Origin of the sequence: Novosphingobium resinovorum, assembly GCF_036352595.1 — a bacterium.
Classification (GTDB): Bacteria; Pseudomonadota; Alphaproteobacteria; order Sphingomonadales; family Sphingomonadaceae; genus Novosphingobium; species Novosphingobium resinovorum_B.
Genome location: NZ_JAZFAX010000004.1, coordinates 126,193 through 146,598 on the forward strand (window position 1 = coordinate 126,193; position 20,406 = coordinate 146,598).

Annotated in this window: 16 protein-coding genes; 3 read left to right on the top strand and 13 right to left on the bottom strand. The window is 66.8% G+C overall.

Going from position 1 to position 20,406, the window contains the following annotated elements:
* Window positions 1-56: 56 nt before the first annotated feature.
* The 3 genes from V2S85_RS05970 to V2S85_RS05980 form a co-directional block, all read right to left on the bottom strand.
* Window positions 57-1,223, bottom strand: coding sequence for an alpha-hydroxy acid oxidase (locus V2S85_RS05970; protein WP_330701952.1), 1,167 nt, complete (start codon window positions 1,221-1,223; stop codon window positions 57-59).
* 13 nt (window positions 1,224-1,236) lie between these two features.
* Window positions 1,237-2,541, bottom strand: a complete 1,305-nt coding sequence (locus tag V2S85_RS05975) for an NtaA/DmoA family FMN-dependent monooxygenase (RefSeq protein ID WP_330701953.1) — start codon at window positions 2,539-2,541, stop codon at window positions 1,237-1,239.
* Between the two features lie 367 nt (window positions 2,542-2,908).
* Window positions 2,909-4,543 (bottom strand): alpha-D-glucose phosphate-specific phosphoglucomutase, encoded by a 1,635-nt coding sequence (locus V2S85_RS05980; protein WP_330701954.1) that lies wholly within the window; start codon window positions 4,541-4,543, stop codon window positions 2,909-2,911.
* 220 nt (window positions 4,544-4,763) lie between these two features.
* Here V2S85_RS05980 and V2S85_RS05985 point away from each other — a divergent pair, with 220 nt between their 5' ends.
* Window positions 4,764-5,744 carry a sensor domain-containing diguanylate cyclase gene (locus tag V2S85_RS05985; protein ID WP_330702058.1) on the top strand — a complete coding sequence of 327 codons (981 nt, stop codon included), beginning with the start codon at window positions 4,764-4,766 and terminating at the stop codon, window positions 5,742-5,744.
* A 160-nt stretch (window positions 5,745-5,904) separates the two neighbouring features.
* Here V2S85_RS05985 and V2S85_RS05990 read toward each other — a convergent pair whose 3' ends face one another.
* Window positions 5,905-6,864, bottom strand: coding sequence for a cytochrome-c peroxidase (locus V2S85_RS05990; RefSeq protein WP_330701955.1), 960 nt, complete (start codon window positions 6,862-6,864; stop codon window positions 5,905-5,907).
* On the bottom strand, window positions 6,861-7,406 hold the full coding sequence (locus V2S85_RS05995; protein WP_330701956.1) for a hypothetical protein: 546 nt from the start codon (window positions 7,404-7,406) through the stop codon (window positions 6,861-6,863). The genes V2S85_RS05990 and V2S85_RS05995 overlap by 4 nt, the downstream gene beginning before the upstream one ends.
* Before the next feature lie 126 nt (window positions 7,407-7,532).
* Between V2S85_RS05995 and V2S85_RS06000 the strand changes: the two genes are divergently transcribed.
* A complete protein-coding gene (locus tag V2S85_RS06000; protein WP_330701957.1) occupies window positions 7,533-9,620 on the top strand; it encodes a TonB-dependent receptor in 2,088 nt (695 codons plus the stop codon).
* Here V2S85_RS06000 and V2S85_RS06005 read toward each other — a convergent pair.
* The 6 genes from V2S85_RS06005 to V2S85_RS06030 form a co-directional block, all read right to left on the bottom strand.
* Window positions 9,617-10,120 carry a JAB domain-containing protein gene (locus V2S85_RS06005; RefSeq protein ID WP_330701958.1) on the bottom strand — a complete coding sequence of 168 codons (504 nt, stop codon included), beginning with the start codon at window positions 10,118-10,120 and terminating at the stop codon, window positions 9,617-9,619. The two genes, V2S85_RS06000 and V2S85_RS06005, sit on opposite strands and share 4 nt — an antisense overlap.
* A gap of 62 nt (window positions 10,121-10,182) precedes the next feature.
* Window positions 10,183-10,713 (bottom strand): hypothetical protein, encoded by a 531-nt coding sequence (locus tag V2S85_RS06010; RefSeq protein ID WP_330701959.1) that lies wholly within the window; start codon window positions 10,711-10,713, stop codon window positions 10,183-10,185.
* A 39-nt stretch (window positions 10,714-10,752) separates the two neighbouring features.
* Window positions 10,753-11,088, bottom strand: coding sequence for a hypothetical protein (locus V2S85_RS06015; protein ID WP_330701960.1), 336 nt, complete (start codon window positions 11,086-11,088; stop codon window positions 10,753-10,755).
* Window positions 11,089-11,169: 81 nt separating this feature from the next.
* Window positions 11,170-11,727 (bottom strand): helix-turn-helix transcriptional regulator, encoded by a 558-nt coding sequence (locus V2S85_RS06020; RefSeq protein ID WP_330701961.1) that lies wholly within the window; start codon window positions 11,725-11,727, stop codon window positions 11,170-11,172.
* 206 nt (window positions 11,728-11,933) lie between these two features.
* Window positions 11,934-13,736, bottom strand: a complete 1,803-nt coding sequence (gene lepA / locus V2S85_RS06025) for a translation elongation factor 4 (protein ID WP_330701962.1) — start codon at window positions 13,734-13,736, stop codon at window positions 11,934-11,936.
* Window positions 13,737-13,812: 76 nt separating this feature from the next.
* Complete coding sequence (locus V2S85_RS06030; protein ID WP_330701963.1) at window positions 13,813-16,545, bottom strand: EAL domain-containing protein; 2,733 nt, start codon at window positions 16,543-16,545, stop codon at window positions 13,813-13,815.
* Between the two features lie 198 nt (window positions 16,546-16,743).
* On the opposite strand from V2S85_RS06030, the gene V2S85_RS06035 reads away from it, so the two are divergent.
* The gene (locus V2S85_RS06035; RefSeq protein ID WP_330701964.1) at window positions 16,744-18,048 is read left to right on the top strand and encodes an FAD-dependent oxidoreductase; all 1,305 of its coding nucleotides are present in this window, start codon (window positions 16,744-16,746) and stop codon (window positions 18,046-18,048) included.
* A gap of 78 nt (window positions 18,049-18,126) precedes the next feature.
* On the opposite strand, the gene dnaN is transcribed toward V2S85_RS06035, so the two are convergent.
* Both dnaN and fabG read right to left on the bottom strand, forming a co-directional pair.
* Window positions 18,127-19,245, bottom strand: coding sequence for a DNA polymerase III subunit beta (gene dnaN / locus V2S85_RS06040; protein WP_330701965.1), 1,119 nt, complete (start codon window positions 19,243-19,245; stop codon window positions 18,127-18,129).
* Between the two features lie 354 nt (window positions 19,246-19,599).
* On the bottom strand, window positions 19,600-20,364 hold the full coding sequence (gene fabG / locus V2S85_RS06045; RefSeq protein ID WP_330701966.1) for a 3-oxoacyl-[acyl-carrier-protein] reductase: 765 nt from the start codon (window positions 20,362-20,364) through the stop codon (window positions 19,600-19,602).
* Window positions 20,365-20,406: the final 42 nt, after the last annotated feature.

Here is a 20,406-nt window from a genome sequence, read left to right on the forward strand (position 1 = left end):
ACCGTGCATCCCCTTCCAACCAACGTGACCCCGAACTTGTTGCAGGATGGGCGACGTCAGCCCCGGAACGTCCCCGGCACCAGGTAGCTGCGGTCCAGTTCGTCCAGCCGCCTCACGCCGAGCATGGCCATGGCGACGTCGATCTCGTTCGCCAGCAGGTCGATCGCATGGCGCGCGCCCGCCTCGCCCCCGGCGGCGCAGCCGTAGAGCGTCGCGCGGCCGACCAGCACCGCCTTCGCGCCGATCGCCAGTGCCTTGAGCACGTCCGCGCCGCGCCGCACGCCGCTGTCGAACAGCACCGTGGTACGGTTCCCCACGGCATCGACGATCCCCGCCAGCACGTCGATCGCGGGCGGAGAGCTGTCGAAATTGCGCCCGCCGTGGTTGGACACCGCGATGCCGTCCACCCCGTGATCGAGCGCGATGCGCGCGTCTTCGGCGCTCAGCACGCCCTTGATCACCAGCTTGCCCGGCCAGCGGCGGCGCAGTTCGGCGACGTCGCGCCAGTTGACCGAGGCGGAATTGGCGACGCGGCTGACGGTGCCGGTCAGCTTGCTCCCCACTTCCGGCGGATAGTTGGCGAACTGCGGCAATCCGCCTTCGAGGTAATAGCGCCCGATCACCGAGGCGAACCACGCGGGCCGCTTCAGGAAATCGGACACCAGCGTCGCATTGGGCCGCACCGGGTTGGACATGCCCGCCCGCCGGTTGAACTCGCGCAGCGGCCATAGCGGGGTATCGACGGTGAGCACCAGCACCTCGGCCCCGTTCGCCCGCGCCGCCTCGACCACCTGCCACGACAGCTCGCGCCGTTCCCACAGGTACATCTGCATCCAGTGCCCGGACGTGGCGCAGCGCGCGATGTCGGCGAAGCTCGTCGTCGAACTGGTGGTCTGGGTGAAGGGAATCCCCGCCGAGGCCGCCGCGCGCGCGATCGCCCGCTCGCCGCGATGCCAGAGCAGATCGGATACCCCCGTCGGCGCGATCACCAGCGGCAGCGGCTGGCGGCGGCCGAACAGCTCGATTTCGGCCGAGCGCACGCCGACGTCGCGCAAGGTGCGCGGGAGCAGCCGGACCGCCTGCAGCGCCGCGACGTTGCGGGCGATCAGCAGGTCGTCCTCGGTCCCGCGCTCGATGAATTCCCAGATCGCGCGCGGCAGGCGGCGCTTCGCCAGCGCCCGCACTTGCGCGATGTTGTGCGCTTTGCCCCGGATGTCGCCCATCACCGCTTCCCGATCACAGGCCGAGATTCTCGCGGAAGGTCGTGCCTTCGTACTCGGTGCGATAGACGCCGTTCCTCTGCAGGATCGGCACCACCTGATCGACGAAGTCGGTGACCGAACTGGCCATCACCGTGGGCGTCACGTTGTAGCCGTAGCAGCCGGTCTCGCGCCAGATGCGCTCCATCTCGTCCGCCACCTGCTCTGGCGTGCCGACGATCTGCGGCTTGCCCACCGCAAGCCCCCAGCGCACCGCGACCTCGCGCAAGGTCAGCGGCTTGTCGCCCGCGATGTTGGCGAAGGCCTTCATCAGCCCCTGCGAGGCCTGCGTCTCGATCTCCGCCAGCGGCTGGTCGAGGTCCATCCCCGCGAAGTCCACCCCCATCGTCCCCGACAGCCGCGCGAGGCAAGCGTCGATCGGCAGCGCCTCGACGAGGTCGGCCAGCTTGCGCCTGGCCTCTTCCTCGGTGCCGCCGACGATGGGCTGGATGCCGAAGCTGATGCCGGGGGTCCGCTTTCCCGCCGCCTGCGCCGCCTCGGCCAGGTTCGCCGAGAACCGCTTCATCCCCGCGACGTTGGGCTGGATCGAGAACACCACGTCGGCATGGCTCACCGCGAACTGCTGCCCGCGCCCGGAACTGCCGGCCTGGAACAGCACCGGATGCCCCTGCGGCGAAGGCGGCACCGGCGAGACGGTCTGGCACGAGAAGAACTCGCCCCGGTGGTCGATGAATTCCACCTTGTCGGGATCGGCGTAGATCCCGGCGGCCCGGTCGGCCACGATCGCGCCCGGCTGCACCGAATTCCACAGCTTGCGGCAGACTTCCATGTACTCGTCGGCCCGGTCGTAACGGCGGTCGTGGTCGAGCTGCTGGAGCCCCAGCGCGCGATGCTCCCCGCGCAAATGGCCGGTGACGATGTTCCAGCCGACCCGCCCGCCCGAAAGGTAGTCGATCGTCCCCAGTTGGCGCACGATGGTCCAGGGCTGGTAGGAACTGGTCGACATCGTCGCCGCAAGGCCGAGGTGCGTCGTCGCCGCCGCCAGGGCGGAAAGCAGCACCACCGGGTCCATGCAGGGCCAGCACACGCCATAGCGGACCGCGTCCTCATGGCTGTCGCGGTAGCGGTCGAAGACGCCCGGGGTATCGGCGAAGAACAGGCCGTCGAACCGCCCGCGCTCGAGCGTGCGCGCCAGATCCTGCCACAGGGCGATGTCGCCGAGCGCGTCGAGCCGGTTGTCGCCGGGCTGCGCCCAGCTCAGCACCGTGTGGTTGATCGGCGAATTTATCAGGAAACTGACAAGGTGGATGTGCTTGCTCATGCGCGTTCCTCTCCTGCCGGAGGGATGCGGCGGGAGCGAGGGACGGGCAAGCTAAATGTATACACTGATGGTGGAGCGGGTTTCCGAAATGGCTTAATTAAGCCATTCCTGTCGGCGGGACATCCCAATCATCGCTAGAGCGTATATGCTCACGCACAGGTAGCGTGTGCGGCGGGGGCTTCGACAAGCTCAGCCTGAGCGGGATTGGAGGGTGTTACACTACCTCCGCTCGCAATGAGCGGAATTAGCGGGTGTTACACCACCTCCGCTAACCCTGAGCGGAATTGAAGGTTGTTACACCACCTCCGCTCACCCTGAGCTTGTCGAAGGGTCACCGCTGAGCCTGCCGAAGCCCCTGCCGCACGTATCAGGTGATCACGTCCGGCGCCGTGCGACCGGTATGCACGGCGATCCCAGCGATCGCCTCCGCAGCGGCGATCTGGTGCTCCAGCATCGCCCCCGTATCCGCATCCAGGTCGCCGAAACGCGGCTCGTAGCGTTCGAGGTAGACGCGCAAGGTCGCCCCTTGCGTGCCGGTGCCCGAAAGGCGCAAGACGATGCGGCTGCCGTCCTCGAACAGCACGCGAATGCCCTGGTTGGCGCTGACCGAACCGTCCACCGGATCGGTATAGGAAAAGCTGTCCGCGGTGCCCACCGTCAGCGGTCCGAAGGCCGTGCCCGGCAGCGTGGCAAGCCGCGCCTGAAGGCCGTCCATCAGCGCATTGGCACCCTCGCTGGCGATGCCTTCGTAATCGTGCCGGGCATAGTAGTTGCGCCCGTAGCGCGCCCAGTGCTCGCGCGCGAGATCGTCCACGCTGATGCCGCGCACCGCCAGGATGTTGAGCCAGAGCAGCACCGCCCACAGCCCGTCCTTCTCGCGCACATGGTCGGAGCCGGTGCCGGCGCTCTCCTCGCCGCAGATGGTGACCTTGCCCGCGTCCAGCAGGTTGCCGAAGAACTTCCAGCCGGTCGGCGTCTCGAACACCGGCACGCCCAGTCCCTCGGCCACGCGGTCCGCAGCGGCGCTGGTCGGCATGGAGCGGGCGATGCCCGCCAGCCGCCCGCGATAGGCCGGCGCGATCTCGATGTTGGCGGCCAGCATCGCCAGCGAATCCGAAGGCGTGATGAAGCGCCCGCGCCCGATGATGAGGTTGCGGTCGCCGTCCCCGTCCGAAGCCGCCCCGATATCGGGCGCGTCCTCGGACATCATCAGGTCGTAAAGTTCCTTGGCATGGATCAGGTTCGGGTCGGGGTGATGGCCACCGAAATCCTCCAGCGGCACCGCGTTGACCACCGTGCCGGGCGCGAAGCCGAGCCGTCCTTCGAGGATTTCGCGGGCATAAGGCCCGGTCACCGCGCTCATCGAATCCATGCGCATGGTGAAGCCCGAGGCGACGACCTTGCGGATCGCGTCGAAGTCGAACAGCTCCTCCATCAGGTCAGCATAGTCGGCGACCGGATCGATCACCTGCACCGCCATCCCGGCGACCTGCACTTCGCCGATGGTGTCGAGATCGACGTCGGGGGCCTCCACCGTAAGCCAGCGGTCGATGACCTTCGTGCGCTCCAGCATGGCGCCGGTCACGCCCTCGGGCGCGGGGCCGCCGTTGGCGATGTTGTACTTGATGCCGAAGTCCTCGTCCGGCCCGCCGGGGTTGTGGCTGGCCGAGAGCACCAGCCCGCCGCTCGCCCCGTACTTGCGGATGACGTGGCTGGCGGCCGGGGTGGAAAGGATGCCGCCCTGCCCCACCAGCACGCGCGCATAGCCGTTGGCGGCGGCCATGCGGATCGCCTGCTGGATCACCGTGCGGTTGTGGAACCGCCCGTCGCCGCCGATCACCAGCACCGCCCCCGCCGGCCGCTCCACCACGTCGAACACCGACTGGATGAAGTTCTCGGCATAGCCCGGCTGCTGGAACACCCTGACCTTCTTGCGCAGCCCCGAAGTACCGGGCGCCTGCCCCTCGAAGGGCGTGGTCGGGACAGTGACGATCTGGGTCAAGGAAGGCATCTCCAAAGATTCGACGGCACGGAGCCATATGCGCACAAGACGACACTTCCGTGTCCCCGTGCCCGTTGTCAAATGATGCTTGGGCAATGCAGCACACGGCAATCGGTTGCCGTTCCGACTTCGTTAACTACCCCCTGCGTATTTATGCGAGCATAGCTGACACCCTGATCCGGCGCCGAGGCTACCGGCGCGCCGCATGAGTACTCGACGGATGCATGCCCAGACCGTTCTGGCCGACGAACCTGCCCGCCTCGCCGCTCTCCAGCGACTGGCGATCCTCGACACCCCGCGCGAAGAGGCGTTCGACAACGTCGTGAACCTCGTGCGCACGGTGCTGCACGTTCCCATCTCCGCCGTCACGCTGGTGGACAAGGACCGCCAGTGGTTCAAGGCGATCGAGGGGCTCGACGCCACGGAAACGCCGCGCAGCGAATCGTTCTGCGCCTATGCCATCCAGCAGCACGCGCCCCTGCTGATCCCCGACGCCACGCTCGACCCGCGCGTCGCCGACTATCCGGCGGTCACCCAGGATCCCCATGTCCGCGCCTACGCCGGGATTCCGCTGGTGACCTCGGACGGCTACAACGTCGGCGCGCTCTGCGCGGTCGATACCAAGACGCGCGAGTTCACCGAGGGCGAACTCGACATCCTGCGCAACTTCGCGCGCATCGTCGTCAACGAGATGGAACTGCGCCGCATCGCCGAGCGCGACCAGCTCACCGGCGCGCTCACCCGGCGCGGCTTCCTGGAAAAGGCGAACCAGGAGATCGCCCGCTGCCATCGCTACGGCCGCAAGGCCTCGCTGGTGCTGATCGACGTGGATCACTTCAAGTCGGTGAACGACACCTGGGGCCATCCCGCCGGTGACGCGGTGCTGCGCGAACTCTCCGCGACGCTGAGCGCCGCCGGTCGTTCCGCCGACGTGCTGGGACGGCTCGGCGGCGAGGAATTCGCGATGCTGCTGCCCGAAACCGCCGTGCCCGATGCCATGGCCGCCGCCGAGCGCTTCCGCACCGCGATCGCGACGCGCCCGATCGTCGTCGCACCCACCCGCACGATCGCGGTGACCGCCAGCTTCGGCATCGCCATGCTCGACGAGAACATCACCGTGGCCGAGGAATGGATCGCCCGCGCCGACGGACCGCTCTACCAGGCCAAGCGCGAGGGGCGGAACCGCTGCGTCGTCGGCTGAGCGCTCAGAGACCGTTTGAGAAATCGCGGAAGAGCGATTTCCAAGGCGGCACCAGCCCGCTCCCCCACCCGGCCACCCAACGGCAGTATTCTATGGGTGGCCGGGTGGGGGAGCGGGCCGGTGCCGCAATGCGCCGAAAGGCGCATTCTCAAACGGTCTCTCAGGACACCTCGCAGGAACGTCCGGGTCGCGCGTAGGCAGCGTTATGTGTCACCTGAGTGTCGTTGAGGTCACCCAGAAACGCCTCGATATCGCCCGCCTCGGCCGGCGAAAGCGCCGCCCCGTGGCGGGCCAGAACCGCCGCTATGGTATCCGCGCTGCCATCGTGCAGGTACGGCGCGGTCAGCGCCACGTTGCGCAGCGAAGGGGTGCGAAAGCGCCCGCGATCCTCGCTCCGGCCGGTCACGCGGGCGAGGCCGAAGTCCCCGTTTTCCGGCGTTTCCGGCTCGCCCGGCAGGCGGTGGAACGCCAGATCGGTGAACTCGCGCCCGGCATGGCACCCGGCGCAGCCGGCCTTGCCCCGGAACAACGCCTCCCCGCGCGCCGCCGCCCCGGCCAGCGGCGGACCTCCGGCGGCGGCGCGGTCCCACGCGGTATCATGGCTGACGATCGTGCGCTGGAACGCCGCCAGCGCCGCCGCGACCGAAGCGAAGTCGATCCGTCCGCGCGTCGCTGGAAAAGAGGCGCGGAAAAGCTTGCGATAGCAATGGTTTGCGGAAAGCCGGCGCGCCAGTTCCGCCTCCTGCCCCTTCATCCCCATCTCCACCGGATCCTCCCCGGTGATCGGCACCATGGCCTGCAGTTCCAGCGTGGTAAGGCCGGCATTGCCCCAGGTCAGCGGCGACAGACTGCCCACGTTGACCAGCGAGGGCACATTGCGCAGCCCCGCCTCGCCATGCGCCCCGGGATGAGCCCGCACGCCGTCGGCGAAACTGTGGCGCGGATCGTGGCAGGTGGCGCAGGACAGCGTGCCGTTGATCGACAAGTCCCCGTCATGGAACAACCGCCGCCCCAGCGCGACTTGTGCCTCCGCACTGCCCTTCGCATCACGCGCCGCGCCGGCCCCGGCGGCCAGCAGCAGGCCCGAGAGCAGCAGCGCCAGCCGCCCGGCGCGGATCATCTGACGGCCGAGACCATCACCGTCAGCGCCGCTTCCCCGTTCGCCGCGACCTGCAGCAGGTGGCGCCCGGCGGGAAGATCGTAATCGACCATCTTGGCGATCCCGGAGCAATCCGGACCATGCCCGTGCGCCACCGAAGGCGAAGGCTTGCCATCGACGATCACGTCCACCCACGAGCGGCCGCTCTGCGCGACCCGGTAACGCCCGGCCTCGGCGACGTCGAACGCGAGAAGCCCGCCGTAACTGACCGAGCCGCCGGGCTTGCCGGGCTCGGCCACGTAGGCCACCTTGGGCGTCGGCACCAGCGCGACGTCGGCCGCCACCCCCTGCACGAGCAGCGCCTTGCCCACTGCGGACGATTTCGCGGCGGCCTTGATCGCGCGGTGCGCCGCGCTCCACCCGGCAAGGTCGGTGGGAATGGCGGACGGAGTGGTGCAGGCTGCCGGGTTCGGCCCCATCGCGCCTCGCCCTTCCGGTTCAGCCGCAACGACAGGCCCGGCAAGAACCGCCGCGCAAAGCACCATCGCCAAGCTTCGTGTCATGCCCATCGCGTGATGCCCCATCTATATCCCCGTGAATATCTTACTGTACCCTGCGCACGAATTATGTACGGCGAGATACAGATTCGCTCCAAGCGCGAATCCCAGAATGGTTCAAGGGGGTTTATCATGAAGTACGTGACGACCACGGCGCTCGCCGTGTCGCTGGCCTGTGCCGGCCTGCCTGCGTATGCGGCTAGCGCGGACGGCGCCGCCGATACCGCTGCAAGCGGCGGCAACACCTTCGGGCTCGGCCAGATCGTGGTGACGGCGCCGCGCACCGAAGAAAGCGACATCACCTCCTCCAGCGTCAATGCCGAGGCGATCTACGACTTCTCGCGCGATACGCTGGACGAGGCGGTCAAGCTGATCCCCGGCGTCACCTCTGGCCTTTCGGGCAATTCGCGCAACGAGCGGCTGATCTACGTGCGCGGTTTCGACCGCTATCAGGTGCCGCTCTCGATCGACGGCATCCGCGTCTACCTGCCCGCCGACGGCCGCCTCGACTACGGTCGCTTCCTGACCCCCGACGTCGCCGAGATCCAGGTCGCCAAGGGCTATGTCTCGGTGCTCAACGGGCCGGGCGCGATGGGCGGCGCGATCAACCTCGTCACCCGCAAGCCGCAGAAGGAATTCGACGCCGAGGCGCGCTTCAGCGTGAACCTCGACAACGACGCCGACTATGCCGGCTACACCGGCTTCGCCTCGCTCGGCACCAAGCACGACACCTGGTATGCACAGGCCAGCTACGCCCGCAATTTCACCGATCACTGGGACCTGTCCAACAAGTTCAAGGCCACCACGAACGAGGACGGCGGCGAGCGCGACCTGTCGCGCAGCGAGGACTGGCGCGTGAACGCCAAGATCGGCTTCACCCCCAACGCGACGGACGAATACGCGATCAGCTACACCCGCCAGGAGGGCGAGAAGCTGGCGCCCACCCACGTCTCGGACACCAGCGGCCTGCGCTACTGGACCTGGCCGTACTGGAACCTGCAGAACATCTACTTCCTCTCGACCACACAGCTGGGCGAGATCGCGACGCTCAAGACGCGGGTGTACTACAACACCTTCAAGAACAGCCTCGACAGCTTCGACGACAAGACGCTGAACACCCAGACCAAGGGCTCCTCGTTCAACAGCGCCTACGACGATCGTGCCTACGGCGGCTCCGCGCAGCTGGACCTCAACCCCAGCGAGGCGGAGCGGCTCAGCGTGGCGTTCCACTATCGCAACGACCGCCACCGCGAGATCCAGCAAAGCTTCCCCGGCGGCATCTGGGAACCTTGGCAGACCTCCGAGGAGGCGACCTACAGCGCCGCGATCGAGAACGGCTTCAAGTTCACCCCGCAGCTCGAACTGGTGGTCGGCGCCAGCTACGACTGGCGTGACCTCAGCCGCGCCGAGGACTACGCCAGCGGTGCCTTCGTCTATTACGACAAGCGCAACGGCGATGCCCTGAACGGCCAGGCGCAATTGCTGTGGACGCCGGACGAGGCGACCGACGTGCATCTCTCGCTCTCGTCGCGCGCGCGTTTCCCGACCATCGCCGAGCGCTTCAGCAGCCGCTTCGGCGGCGCCGTCTCCAACCCCGACCTCAAGGCCGAGCGCGCCACCCAGGTCGAGCTTGGCGGCGCGCGGCAGTTCGGCGCCCTGCGCGTCGAGGCGGCGGGCTGGTACGCGAAGGTCGACGATGCGATCGTCTCGTTCCCGTTCGTCTACACCTCCTGCACCAGCGCGGGTGTCTGCACCGACACCGCCACGGCGCAGAGCCGCAACGTCGGCAAGGGCGACTACTATGGCGCCGAACTGTCGCTGACCGCGCAGATCGCCCCGACCCTACGCGCCGGTGCGAACTACGCCTGGGTGCACCGCAGCTTCGACGACCCGACGCTGTCCGCGATCGCCGCGTTCCACATCACCGGCGTGCCGGAGCATAGCGGCTTCGTCTGGGCCGAGTGGTCGCCGCTGCCGTCGCTGCGCGTGCTGCCCAGCCTCGACGTCGCCTCGAAGCGCTGGACCGTCAACACCGCCGGCACGCGCTACTACAAGATCGGCAACTATGCGCTGGCCAACCTGCGCATGGACTACGAAGTGACCGACCAGGTGACGCTGGGCGTCGGCGGGCGCAACCTGTTCGACCGCAACTACACCACCGTCGACGGCTATCCGGAAGCCGGGCGCACCCTGTTCGTCAGCCTGCGCCTGAAGAACTAGAGACAGCCCATCGCCTTCAGGCTGGCAACGTGATTGCCGGCGACGATGCAGTGATCGTCGAGCCGTATCTCAAGCGGCTCGACGACCTGCCGGAACCGGGCGGTCGCGGCGATGTCGTCGCTGCTGGGGTTCGCGGTCCCGGAAGGATGGTTGTGCGCCAGCACGATCCGCCGGGCGTCCAGGTCGAATGCCCGGCGAACGGTACGCCGCAGCGGGATCAGGCACTCCGACCGTCGGCCCCCGGCATAGAGATCCTCGGCGATATAGACCCCTTCGCCGTTGAAGAAGAACACCAGCACGCATTCCTCCCGGCGGCTGCCCAGCCGGTTGACGAGGTACTGGCGGAATGCCGATGCCTCGGTCTGTATCGGTACCCCCAGCAGGGCTTCACGCGAGGCCGCCTCGGCCAGCCGCCGAGCGGCGATGATCGCCTCGGCGATCTCGGGAGCGATATCCCGGCTTCCACCGATATCGGCGCGATAGTGCCCGGCTTCGACCAACCCTTCGCGCAGGGCCTCGATCGAGGCGGAATAGATCGTGCGCAGCGATCCGAAACGACGGATCAGGCTTCTGGCGACAGCTTCGGCGGCATCGCCGGCGTAAGGGACGAGGAGCGGCGCCAGGACGGATAGCTGCCCAGCCTCCTGCGCCGCGACATGTGAGACGCGATACCCGCCAGCATCGCCGCGAACTGGATGTACGAAGGCGTGATCGACATCACGGCGTAGGCGAAGGCGTTGATCTCCTCCAGCGCCAGCCGGTAGATGTGCCCGAACATCGCGATGATCTGCGCTGCCGCTATCCATAGCGGGTAGACCCGATTCGCATGGAGCGCGACGACGAAGGCACAGGCCATCGCCAGCGTGTCGATGAACAAGTGACCGATGTTCGTGTTGTGCCAGATGATCGAGCCGCCCACCACGAAGTGATGCAGCCTGTCGGCCGTCCCCATGGCGCACAGCAGGCCCGAAAGGATGCATTCGGGCACCGGCAGCCTGCGGACCAGGCAGAAGAGGAAAAGCAGGGCATAGATCGCGTACTGCGCAGAATCCTTGTTCGACCACGCGAACGCCAGCCAGGACTGGTCAGGCATGGGCATGCCTTCCCCGCCCCGGCCGGGTCAGTCCAGGGATCAGGCGCTGCGGCGCAGCGGTTCGGCATCGAGCATGCCGCTGGGCGGGCACGAGTCCTTGTCGTCGGTGATCGCCTTCACTTCCAGGCCGACGCCGCGCAGTTCCTGATGGACGCGGATCATGTCGTTCTGGCTTTCCAGCAGCGTGCGCTGGGCCTTGGCAAGACGCATCAGTGCGGTCTGGCCGGTGAAGACCTGCACCCCGTCCGCCTGACGGGCGAGCAGCATCGATTCCATCAGGCGCGCCGAAGCGAGCAGCGCGGAATCGAGCGAGAGTTCCGCCTCGGGAAGCTGGCGGGCGATACGGGCGGTAGCAGCGGAAATGGTCATCGACATCGTAGAAGTCCCCCTGGCAAGCCGCCGGCTCGACCGACGTGCCACACGTGAAGGTTCGGGGAGGCTGGAACAAAGCCGCTCTCAAATCAGATCGGCCAGCGCGCGAATGACGCCAAGACCCACCATCGCCACTAACAACATACCCCCGGCGATGGCGACCATGGCAGCAGTCCGGCTGAGCCCGGCATTCGCTCCATCGAGCACCTCCGGGACGACCCGTTCGAAAGCTTCACGCTGCCAGGGCGCCGTGACGGTGTAGGTCATGGCATCCGAGAGAGCGAGGCTTGCGGCCCGATCGTCCTGAACCCCGAGTGGCGCATCGGGCAGACCGCCGGGAACCTGAGGAATCTTATCTGGTATCGGATTACAGGCTGCATCCTGATCGGTCAGGTACTGCCGGTAAGCCCGCGCCAGTTCCGCGCGCGGCGGCGAGCCGGTCCGGATACGCACGCCTTCGATCCGCTGGTTCACCGCGCTTTCGGATATGCCGAGTTCCCAGGCGATCTCCTTGCTCGTGCGGTTTTCCGATACGAACCGCAGCACTTCATGCTGCTTGGGCGTCAGCCCGGGGAAGACGTGCAAAAGGCCCGCGCCGCCCGCGCGAGGTGATGCCTGCCCTGTAAGATTGCTGTCCGCCATATTTCGCCAGAGACCCACCTCGCCTCTGTTTCAAATGTAATCAACGATCTGCGAGGCACGCAACCATAAGTATTCTTAGCAATAAATTTACCATCAAATACCGCCGATCCGGATCTTTTCAACGCTCGGACGCGGCTCCGCTGCCCGCCGGCCACCGATCTGGAGGCAACGGCGGTCCGCCATGGTGGGCCTGGGAGAACGGTGGCTTATTCCTCGCCCATGCGCAGGGCGGCGATGAAGGCTTCCTGCGGAATCTGGACGTTGCCATATTCGCGCATGCGCTTCTTGCCTTCCTTCTGCTTGTCGAGGAGCTTCTTCTTGCGGCTGATATCGCCGCCATAGCACTTGGCGGTGACGTCCTTGCGCATGGCGCTGATCGTCTCGCGCGCGATGACCTTGGCGCCGATGGCGGCCTGGATCGGCACCTTGAACATGTGGCGGGGGATCAGTTCCTTCAGCCGCTCGACCAGCGCGCGCCCGCGCGGCTCGGCCTGGCTGCGGTGGACGATCATCGACAGCGCATCGACCGGCTCGTTGTTGACGAGGATGTTCATCATCACGAGGTCGCCCTCCTGAAGCCCGGTCTGCTCGTAGTCGAAACTGGCGTAGCCGCGGCTGATCGACTTGAGGCGGTCATAGAAGTCGAACACGACTTCGTTGAGCGGCAGGTCGTACGTCACCTGAGCGCGGCCGCCGACATACGTGAGATCCTTCTGGATGCCGCGGCGATCCTGGCACAGCTTGAGGATCGAGCCGAGGTATTCGTCGGGCGTGTAGATCACCGCCTTGATCCACGGCTCCTCCATGAAGTCGATCTTCACGGGATCGGGCATGTCGGACGGGTTGTGCAGTTCCTTCACCGAACCGTCGGTCATCGTCAGGCGATAGACCACTGAGGGCGCCGTGGTGATGAGGTCGAGGTCGTATTCGCGGCTGAGGCGCTCCTGGATGATCTCCAGGTGCAGCAGGCCCAGGAAACCGCAGCGGAAGCCGAAGCCCAGCGCCGCGCTCGATTCCATCTCGAAAGAGAACGAGGCGTCGTTGAGGCGCAGCTTGCCGATCGATTCGCGCAGCTTCTCGAAGTCGTTGGCGTCGACCGGGAACAGGCCGCAGAACACCACCGGCTGCACTTCCTTGTAGCCCGGAAGCGCCTGCGTGGCGCCGCCCTTCACCGTGGTGATGGTATCGCCGACCTTGGCCTGCTCGACTTCCTTGATCTGCGCGGTGATGAAGCCGATCTCGCCGGGGCCGAGTTCAGGCAGGTCGATGCGCTTGGGCGTGAAGCAGCCGACGCGGTCGACGAGGTGATCGGTGCCGCCCTGCATGAACTTGACGGGCAGGCCCTTCTTGATGACGCCGTCGATGACGCGCACCAGAATGACGACGCCGAGGTACGGATCGTACCACGAGTCGACCAGCATCGCCTTTAGTGGCTTGTCGCGCTCGCCCTTGGGCGGCGGGATCTTCTTCACGACGGCTTCGAGTACTTCGGCGATGCCGATGCCCGACTTGGCGCTGGCCATGACCGCTTCGGACGCGTCGATGCCGATCACTTCCTCGATCTCGGCGCGGACCTTCTCGGGCTCGGCGGCGGGCAGGTCGATCTTGTTGATGACGGGCACGATCTCGTGGTCGTGCTCGATCGACTGGTAGACGTTGGCCAGCGTCTGCGCTTCCACGCCCTGCGCCGCGTCCACCACCAGCAGCGCGCCCTCGCAGGCGGCCAGGCTGCGGCTGACTTCGTAGGCGAAGTCGACGTGGCCCGGGGTGTCCATGAGGTTCAGCTCATAGGTGATCCCGTCGGAGGCGGTATAGTTCAGGCGCACGGTCTGCGCCTTGATGGTGATGCCGCGTTCCTTCTCGATGTCCATGTTGTCGAGCACCTGCGCGCTCATCTCGCGCTCGGTGAGACCGCCGGTGGTCTGGATCAGACGATCGGCGAGAGTCGACTTGCCATGGTCGATGTGGGCAATGATGCTGAAGTTACGGATCTGCGAGAGTTCGGTCATGGCAGCGCCGTTAGAGCATTTTCGCCAAGTGTGAAATCACCCCCGACGTGGGAAAATGCGAAAAATGGCGCGAACGTCAGGCGGTGTGGCGCAGCAACGGCGCCTCCACCCTCTCGCGCACCGGCCGCGCGGGCGCGAAAAGCAGGGCGCCGGTGCCATCGAGGTCGAGCGGCTGCGCGAATTCGAGGCCCATGCGGTCCTCCTTGCACCAGCGCGAAGTCGCCATCACCACGTAGCCTTCGGACAAGTGAACGCCGAAGGTCGTGCCCACCGGCACGTTCCACAGCCCTTCGATCATCGCCCCCTTCTGCGAAACGTTGCGGATCGTCCCGTCGTAGCTGTGCGATCCGTGCTCCAGCACGACCTTGCGCAGCATCGTCTGGCGCGGCGGTCGGGCGGAGCGCGGCCCCTTGGCGACCGCCACGAGTCCCCCGGCCAGCTGCGCGGCGACGGCCTGCGCATTGAGCGGCCGCTCGTAGATGAAGCCCTGCACATGACTGCAGCCCAGCATGCGCACGAGATCCAGCTCGTCCATCGTCTCGACCCCCTCGGCGGTGGTCTCCATCCCCAGCGCCTCGGCGAGATTGACGATCGAGGAGATGATCGCGCCGTTGCGGCTGCCCTGGATGGTGGCGCCGCGCACGAAGCTCTGGTCGATCTTGATCTTGTCGAACGGCGCCTTCTTGAGATAGCCGAGCGAGGAATAGCCGGTCCCGAAATCGTCGAGCGCAAGCCGTACGCCAAGGTTCTTCAGCGCCGAGAACATCGCCTCGGTCGCCTTGTCGTCGCTCAGGAACACACTCTCGGTGATTTCCAGCTCCAGCCGGCCGGGCGAGATTCCCGCTCCGGCGATGGCACTGGTCACGATCGCGGGCAGCGCCGGGTTGGAGAACTGCAGCGGTGAGACGTTGACCGCCACGCGCACGTCCTCGGGCCAGCGGGCAAGGTCGGCGCAGGCGGTGCGCAGCGCCCATTCGCCGATCTGCGCGACGAGGCCGGTCTCCTCGGCCACCGGCACGAACTTGGCCGGCGAGATATAGCCGTGGACGGGGTGCTTCCAGCGCAGCAGCGCCTCGAACCCGGTGATCGTCTCGGTCGTGGTGCGGACCTGCGGCTGATAGTGCAGCTCCAGCGCGCCGCCAGCGATCGCATCGCGCAGATCCTGCTCCAGCTGCTGCCGCTCCTTGGCGTCAGAGTGGAGATCCTCGTCGTAGAAGTGATGGCGCCCGCGTCCGCCGCCCTTGGCCGCATAGAGCGCGAGGTCGGCGTTGCGGATCAGCGCGTCGGAAGTCATCCCGTCGTCCGGGCAAAGCGCGATGCCGACCGAGGCACCGATCACCACCCGCGCGCCCTCGATGGTGTAGGGCTGCGACAGGTTCTCGATGATGCGCCGCGCCAGATGGGCAAGGCCCTCGCGGTTCTGGGCGCCGTGGAGGATGACCTGGAACTCGTCGCCGCCAAGGCGGCCCACGCGGCCGCGATCGCCCACCGTGCTGCCCAACCGCTCGGCCACCTGCTTGAGCAGGGCGTCGCCGGCCGGATGGCCCATGGTGTCGTTGACCTGCTTGAAGCGGTCGAGATCGAGCAGGAACACCGCGCAGGCGCGCGTCTCGATGCGGGGGCTGGTAAGGATCTTCTCCAGCCACTCCGACATCTGGAAGCGGTTCGCCAGCTTCGTCAGCGAATCGAAGCGCGCCAGTTGCGTGACATGCGCCTGCGAGCGGCGCTTCTCGGTCAGATCGGTGCCCGAGCCGCGGAAGCCCATGAAGTTGTTGAACTGGTCGAGCACCGGACGCCCCGAGATCGACCACCAGCGCTCGTCCTTCTCCTCGGTCGCGGCCCGCACGCCGAGGTCCTGGAAAGAGGAGCGGGTGTTGAGGTGGAACACCAGCGTGCGCTCGCCCTCCTGCCCGGCGGCCGAGAGCATGAAGAGGCCGGTGAAGGGCTTGCCCTCGAGGTCGGCGGCGCTGCGCCCCAGCAGCGCGGCGATCGACTGCGTGACGTAAGTGATCCGGCCCTGGCGGTCGGTTTCCCAGAACCAGCCCTGCCCGGTCTGCTCGTATTCGTGCAGCAGTTGCTCGGCGCGGCGTTGCTCGCGTTCGCGCTCGGCGTAGCGGAGCGACTGCGAGCAGGCACTGCGCGCCTGGCGGATCGCCATCCACAGGCCGATGATGGCACCGGCGAGCAGCAACGTGAACGAGGCCACCGTGCCACCGTCGAGCGATCCCCCGCCCCACAGCCCGATCGTCGCCCCCATGATCGACGTCAGGCGGCCTTCCAGCAACACCGTCGCCATCAGCACGGCGATCACGAAGATATCGGCGGTCACATCCCAGCCGAGGCCGCCGGGAATGTTCGTCCAGCACGCCGCGCCATAGCCGAACAGTCCCATCGGCAGCATGATCGCGGCGATCATCAGCGGATAGCGCTGCCAGCCGTCGTGCACGATCCGCCGCTCGACGCGCGCATGGAGCGGAGCCGCCAGGCACAGCGCCATGCCCAGTCCCAGGAACAGTGCGGATGCCCTGTCGGGGATGGAGCCCGAGATTGCGCCCATCAGCAGAACGCAGAGCAGCAATGCCGGCCCCATAACCATCCAGCGGCGGCAAGTGAAATAGTGAAGCACGTCGCTCGCGTCGGAACCCGCCCTCAGCCGCGAGAAGCCCGCGAAGGCGGATGGCTCGGCAACTGCCGCGTGCTCGCCTTCACCCGCGTCCCGGCCATCGAGGCCGTTCGCTTCGGGCACAGGCCCGCCCTCGGCGCCGATGCGCGCCGCCTGTCGTTCTCCACGCAGACCCAGTTTCGCCATGGCCGGGATCATGCCCCCGTCGCCATTGCGAAAGGGTTAAGCGCACCCACCCTGAATCGCCCCGGAGCGATGCGCGAACCGTCCCATGCCCGCAACAATCCGAAAGCCGAAGCATTTCCCTTGATACCGCTTCGTCGTCGTGCTTGCTTCATCGCATCGACCGGCGCCGAAGCTGGCCAGATGACGGGAGACATAGCCATGCGGCACATCGCCATCGTCGGATCGGGTCCGGCGGGGTACTACACCGCCGAAGCGGCCCTCAAGCAGTGGGGCGACGAGGTCCACGTCGATATCTTCGACACCCTGCCGGTTCCCTTCGGCCTGATCCGCACCGGCGTCGCGCCGGACCACCAGTCGATCAAGGCCGTCGCGCGGCGCTACGAAAACACCGCGCTGACCCGCAACGTGCGCTTCGTCGGCAACGTGATGCTCGGCCGCGACCTGTCGGTGGCGGAACTCCGGGAACTCTACGACGCCGTCGTCCTCGCCACCGGCGCGCCTTCGGACCGCAAGCTGGGCCTGCCCGGCGAGGATCTGCCGGGCGTCTTCGGCTCGGCCGCCTTCGTCGGCTGGTACAACGGCCATCCGCAGTTCGCCGGCCTCCACCCGCCCGTCGGCCACGACACCGCCGTCATCGTCGGCAACGGCAACGTCGCTCTCGACGTCGCCCGCATCCTGGCCAAGTCAGAGGACGAACTGGCCGGCTCCGACATCGTCGCCCACGCGCTCGCCACGCTGCACGAATCGAAAGTGCGGCGCATCGTCATCCTCGGCAGGCGCGGCCCGCACCAGATCGCGATGACGCCCAAGGAACTGGGCGAACTGGCCAAACTGGAGCGCGCGCATCCGGTGGTCGATGCCGCCGACCTTCCGCCGGCGGACGCGGACGGCGCGCTCGACACCGGGCTGCGCAAGTCGCTTGGCCTGCTGCGCGCCTTCGCCGGCAACCGGAACCCGCGCGCCGACGACGTGACCGTCGAGTTCGACTTCTTCGCCGCCCCCCGCGCCATCCTCGGCGATGGCCAGGTGGAGGGCGTGGAGGTGGAGCGCACCCGGCTGGAGAACGGCAAGGCTGTCGGTACTGGCGAGACCTACCGCATTCCCGCCGGTCTCGTCATCGCCTGTATCGGCTACCAGACCTCGCCGATTCCCGAAGTTCCCTATGACGACGAGGGCGGACGCTTCGCCAATAGCGAAGGGCGCATCGCCCCCGGCCTCTACTGCGTCGGTTGGGCGCGGCGGGGGCCGACCGGCACGATCGGCACCAATCGCCCGGACGGCTTCGCCATCGTCGAGAAGATCGCGGCCGACATTCCCGGTGATTCCGGCAAGCCCGGCCGCCCCGGCTTCGATGCCCTGGCGGAGGCGCGCGGCATCCAGGTGGTCCGGTTCACCGACTGGCAGAAGATCGACGAGGCCGAAGTCGCCGCCGCCCGTGACGGCGCCCCGCGCGAGAAGTTCGTCGAAGTCGGGAAGATGATCGAGGCGACCGGGCGAGCCTGAAGCCCCGCTTTACCCCCAAGAAAAAAGGGCCGGAAGCTTTCGCTTCCGGCCCTTTTTTCTTGTCTCGAAGCCTTGCGGTCAGACGCGCATCGGCATCAGCACGTAGAGCGCCGGGCTCTTCTCGTCCTGACGGATCAGGGTCGGCGCGGCGGCATCGGCCAGATGGAGTTCCACCGTATCGCCGTCGATCTGGCCAAGGATGTCCTTGAGATAGTTGGCGTTGAAGCCGATCTCGAAGCTCGCGGAGTCATATTGCGCGGGCACTTCCTCGGCCGCGGTGCCGTTGTCTGGCGAAGTGACGGACAGCGTCACGCGGTCGGTGTCGAGCGCCATCTTCACCGCGCGGGTCTTCTCGGTGGCGATCGTCGCCACGCGGTCCACACCCTGGAAGAAGCTCTTGGGATCGACCTTCAGCAGTTTGTCGTTCCCGGTCGGGATGACGCGGGTATAGTCCGGGAAAGTGCCGTCGATCAGCTTGCTGGTCAGCACCACGCCATGCTCGCCGCCCAGCGTGAAGCGGATCTTGCTGGGCGACAGATCGACGAGGACGTTGGTGTCCAGCGCTTCTTCCAGCAGCTTGCGCAGTTCGCCCACGCATTTGCGCGGCACGATCACGTCGGGCATGCCTTCCGAGCCGTCCGGACGGGCGATGGTGAAGCGCGCCAGACGGTGACCGTCGGTGGCGGCAGCCTTCAGTTCCTCGTCGCTGACGTGCAGGAAGATGCCGTTGAGGTAGTAGCGCGTCTCTTCGGTGGAGATCGCGAAACGGGTGCGGTCGATCAGTTGCGCCAGCGTGGCGGCGGGCACCTCGAAGCTGGTCGGCAGTTCGCCTTCCGCGATCATCGGGAAATCGTCACGCGGGAGCGTCGGCAGCTGGAAGCGGCTGCGACCGGCCTTCACGACCATGCGGTTGTCCGCCGAATCGAGGCTGACCTGGCTGCCTTCGGGCAGCTTGCGCGCGATGTCGAACAGCAGGTGCGCCGAAACGGTGATGGCACCAGCCTGCTCCACCGCCACGGCGCCGAGCGTTTCCACGACCTGCAGGTCGAGGTCGGTCGCCATGATCTTGAGCGAACCGGATGCGGACGCCTCGATCAGCACGTTGGACAAGATCGGAATGGTATTGCGGCGCTCGACGACCGACTGCACGTGGGAAAGGCAGCGCAGCAGCGTGGAACGTTCGATAGTGGCCTTCATGACAGCCTCAAGTCCCCCTTGGTCGGGCACGGGATAAGGATATCCCTCAAATTCGGACGACTATCTCTAACGGGAGTCAGGAACGCGGCAAGCTGGAACTGGGCGGAAAACCGCGAATCTGGGGATAAATCGGGGGTTTGCGGTACCAGGCGGCGGAACCTCGTCTGATTTTCACCCCCGTCACCCTGAACTTGTTTCAGGGTCCATTGCGCCGATAGCCCGGTGTAGTGAGGCGCAAGCCGTGAGGGACGCATGGTGTCCGACGTTCCGGCACAACTGCCCGATGGACCCTGAAACAAGTTCAGGGTGACGGAGCGCGGCGTGCAGGGGGAGAATCACTCCCCCTGCATCAAATCACACCATCACCATGCCGCCGTTGACGTGCAGCGTCTGGCCGGTGACGTAGCCCGCCTCCTTGCTGGCAAGGTAGACGGCGGCGGCAGCGATCTCGTCGCCCTCGCCCATGCGGCCGATCGGGATGCGGGCGTTGAGCGCGTCCTTCTGCGCGTCGGGCAGCACGTCGGTCATCGGCGTGCGGATGAAGCCGGGAGCGATGCAGTTCACCGTCACGCCGCGGCTGGCGAGTTCCTGCGCGAGGCTCTTGGACATCGCGGTGATGCCGCCCTTGGCCGCGCAGTAGTTCATCTGGCCGGGGTTGCCGGTAGTGCCCACCACCGAAGTCACGTTGATGATCCGACCGAAGCGCGCCTTCATCATCGGCTTGGTGGCCGCGCGCATCAGGCGGAAGGTCGATTCGAGGTTGATGCGGATCACCTGATCCCACTCCTCGTCCTTCATGCGCATCGCGAGGTTGTCGCGCGTGATGCCGGCGTTGTTGACGAGGATGTCGATCTTGCCCAGCGATTCGAGCGCGGCGGGGACCAGCTTCTCGACCTGCTCGGCATCGCCCAGGTTACAGGCGATCGAGACGTGATCGACTTCCTGCAGGTGCTGCGGGGTGTGCTCGTCAAGTTCGTCGCGGAAGGCGCGCAGCTTGTCGGCGTTCGAGCCCGAGATCGCAAGGCGCGCACCTTGCGCCGCCAGCGCGCGGGCCACGGCCGAACCGATCCCGCCGCTTGCGCCGGTCACCAGGGCAGTCATTCCGTTGAGGTTGAACATGGCAAAACTCCTAGATCGCCATCCCGGCGATGCTTAATCAGA

Bases quoted from the DNA above. Each gene is read 5' to 3' on its own strand.
- V2S85_RS05970 (WP_330701952.1), bottom strand. From the start codon at position 1,223: ATGGGCGACATCCGGGGCAAAGCGCACAACATCGCGCAAGTGCGGGCG.
- V2S85_RS05975 (WP_330701953.1), bottom strand. From the start codon at position 2,541: ATGAGCAAGCACATCCACCTTGTCAGTTTCCTGATAAATTCGCCGATC.
- V2S85_RS05985 (WP_330702058.1), top strand. From the start codon at position 4,764: ATGCATGCCCAGACCGTTCTGGCCGACGAACCTGCCCGCCTCGCCGCT.
- V2S85_RS05990 (WP_330701955.1), bottom strand. From the start codon at position 6,864: ATGATCCGCGCCGGGCGGCTGGCGCTGCTGCTCTCGGGCCTGCTGCTG.
- V2S85_RS05995 (WP_330701956.1), bottom strand. From the start codon at position 7,406: ATGACACGAAGCTTGGCGATGGTGCTTTGCGCGGCGGTTCTTGCCGGG.
- V2S85_RS06000 (WP_330701957.1), top strand. From the start codon at position 7,533: ATGAAGTACGTGACGACCACGGCGCTCGCCGTGTCGCTGGCCTGTGCC.
- V2S85_RS06010 (WP_330701959.1), bottom strand. From the start codon at position 10,713: ATGCCTGACCAGTCCTGGCTGGCGTTCGCGTGGTCGAACAAGGATTCT.
- V2S85_RS06015 (WP_330701960.1), bottom strand. From the start codon at position 11,088: ATGTCGATGACCATTTCCGCTGCTACCGCCCGTATCGCCCGCCAGCTT.
- V2S85_RS06020 (WP_330701961.1), bottom strand. From the start codon at position 11,727: ATGGCGGACAGCAATCTTACAGGGCAGGCATCACCTCGCGCGGGCGGC.
- lepA (WP_330701962.1), bottom strand. From the start codon at position 13,736: ATGACCGAACTCTCGCAGATCCGTAACTTCAGCATCATTGCCCACATC.
- V2S85_RS06030 (WP_330701963.1), bottom strand. From the start codon at position 16,545: ATGGCGAAACTGGGTCTGCGTGGAGAACGACAGGCGGCGCGCATCGGC.
- V2S85_RS06035 (WP_330701964.1), top strand. From the start codon at position 16,744: ATGCGGCACATCGCCATCGTCGGATCGGGTCCGGCGGGGTACTACACC.
- dnaN (WP_330701965.1), bottom strand. From the start codon at position 19,245: ATGAAGGCCACTATCGAACGTTCCACGCTGCTGCGCTGCCTTTCCCAC.
- fabG (WP_330701966.1), bottom strand. From the start codon at position 20,364: ATGTTCAACCTCAACGGAATGACTGCCCTGGTGACCGGCGCAAGCGGC.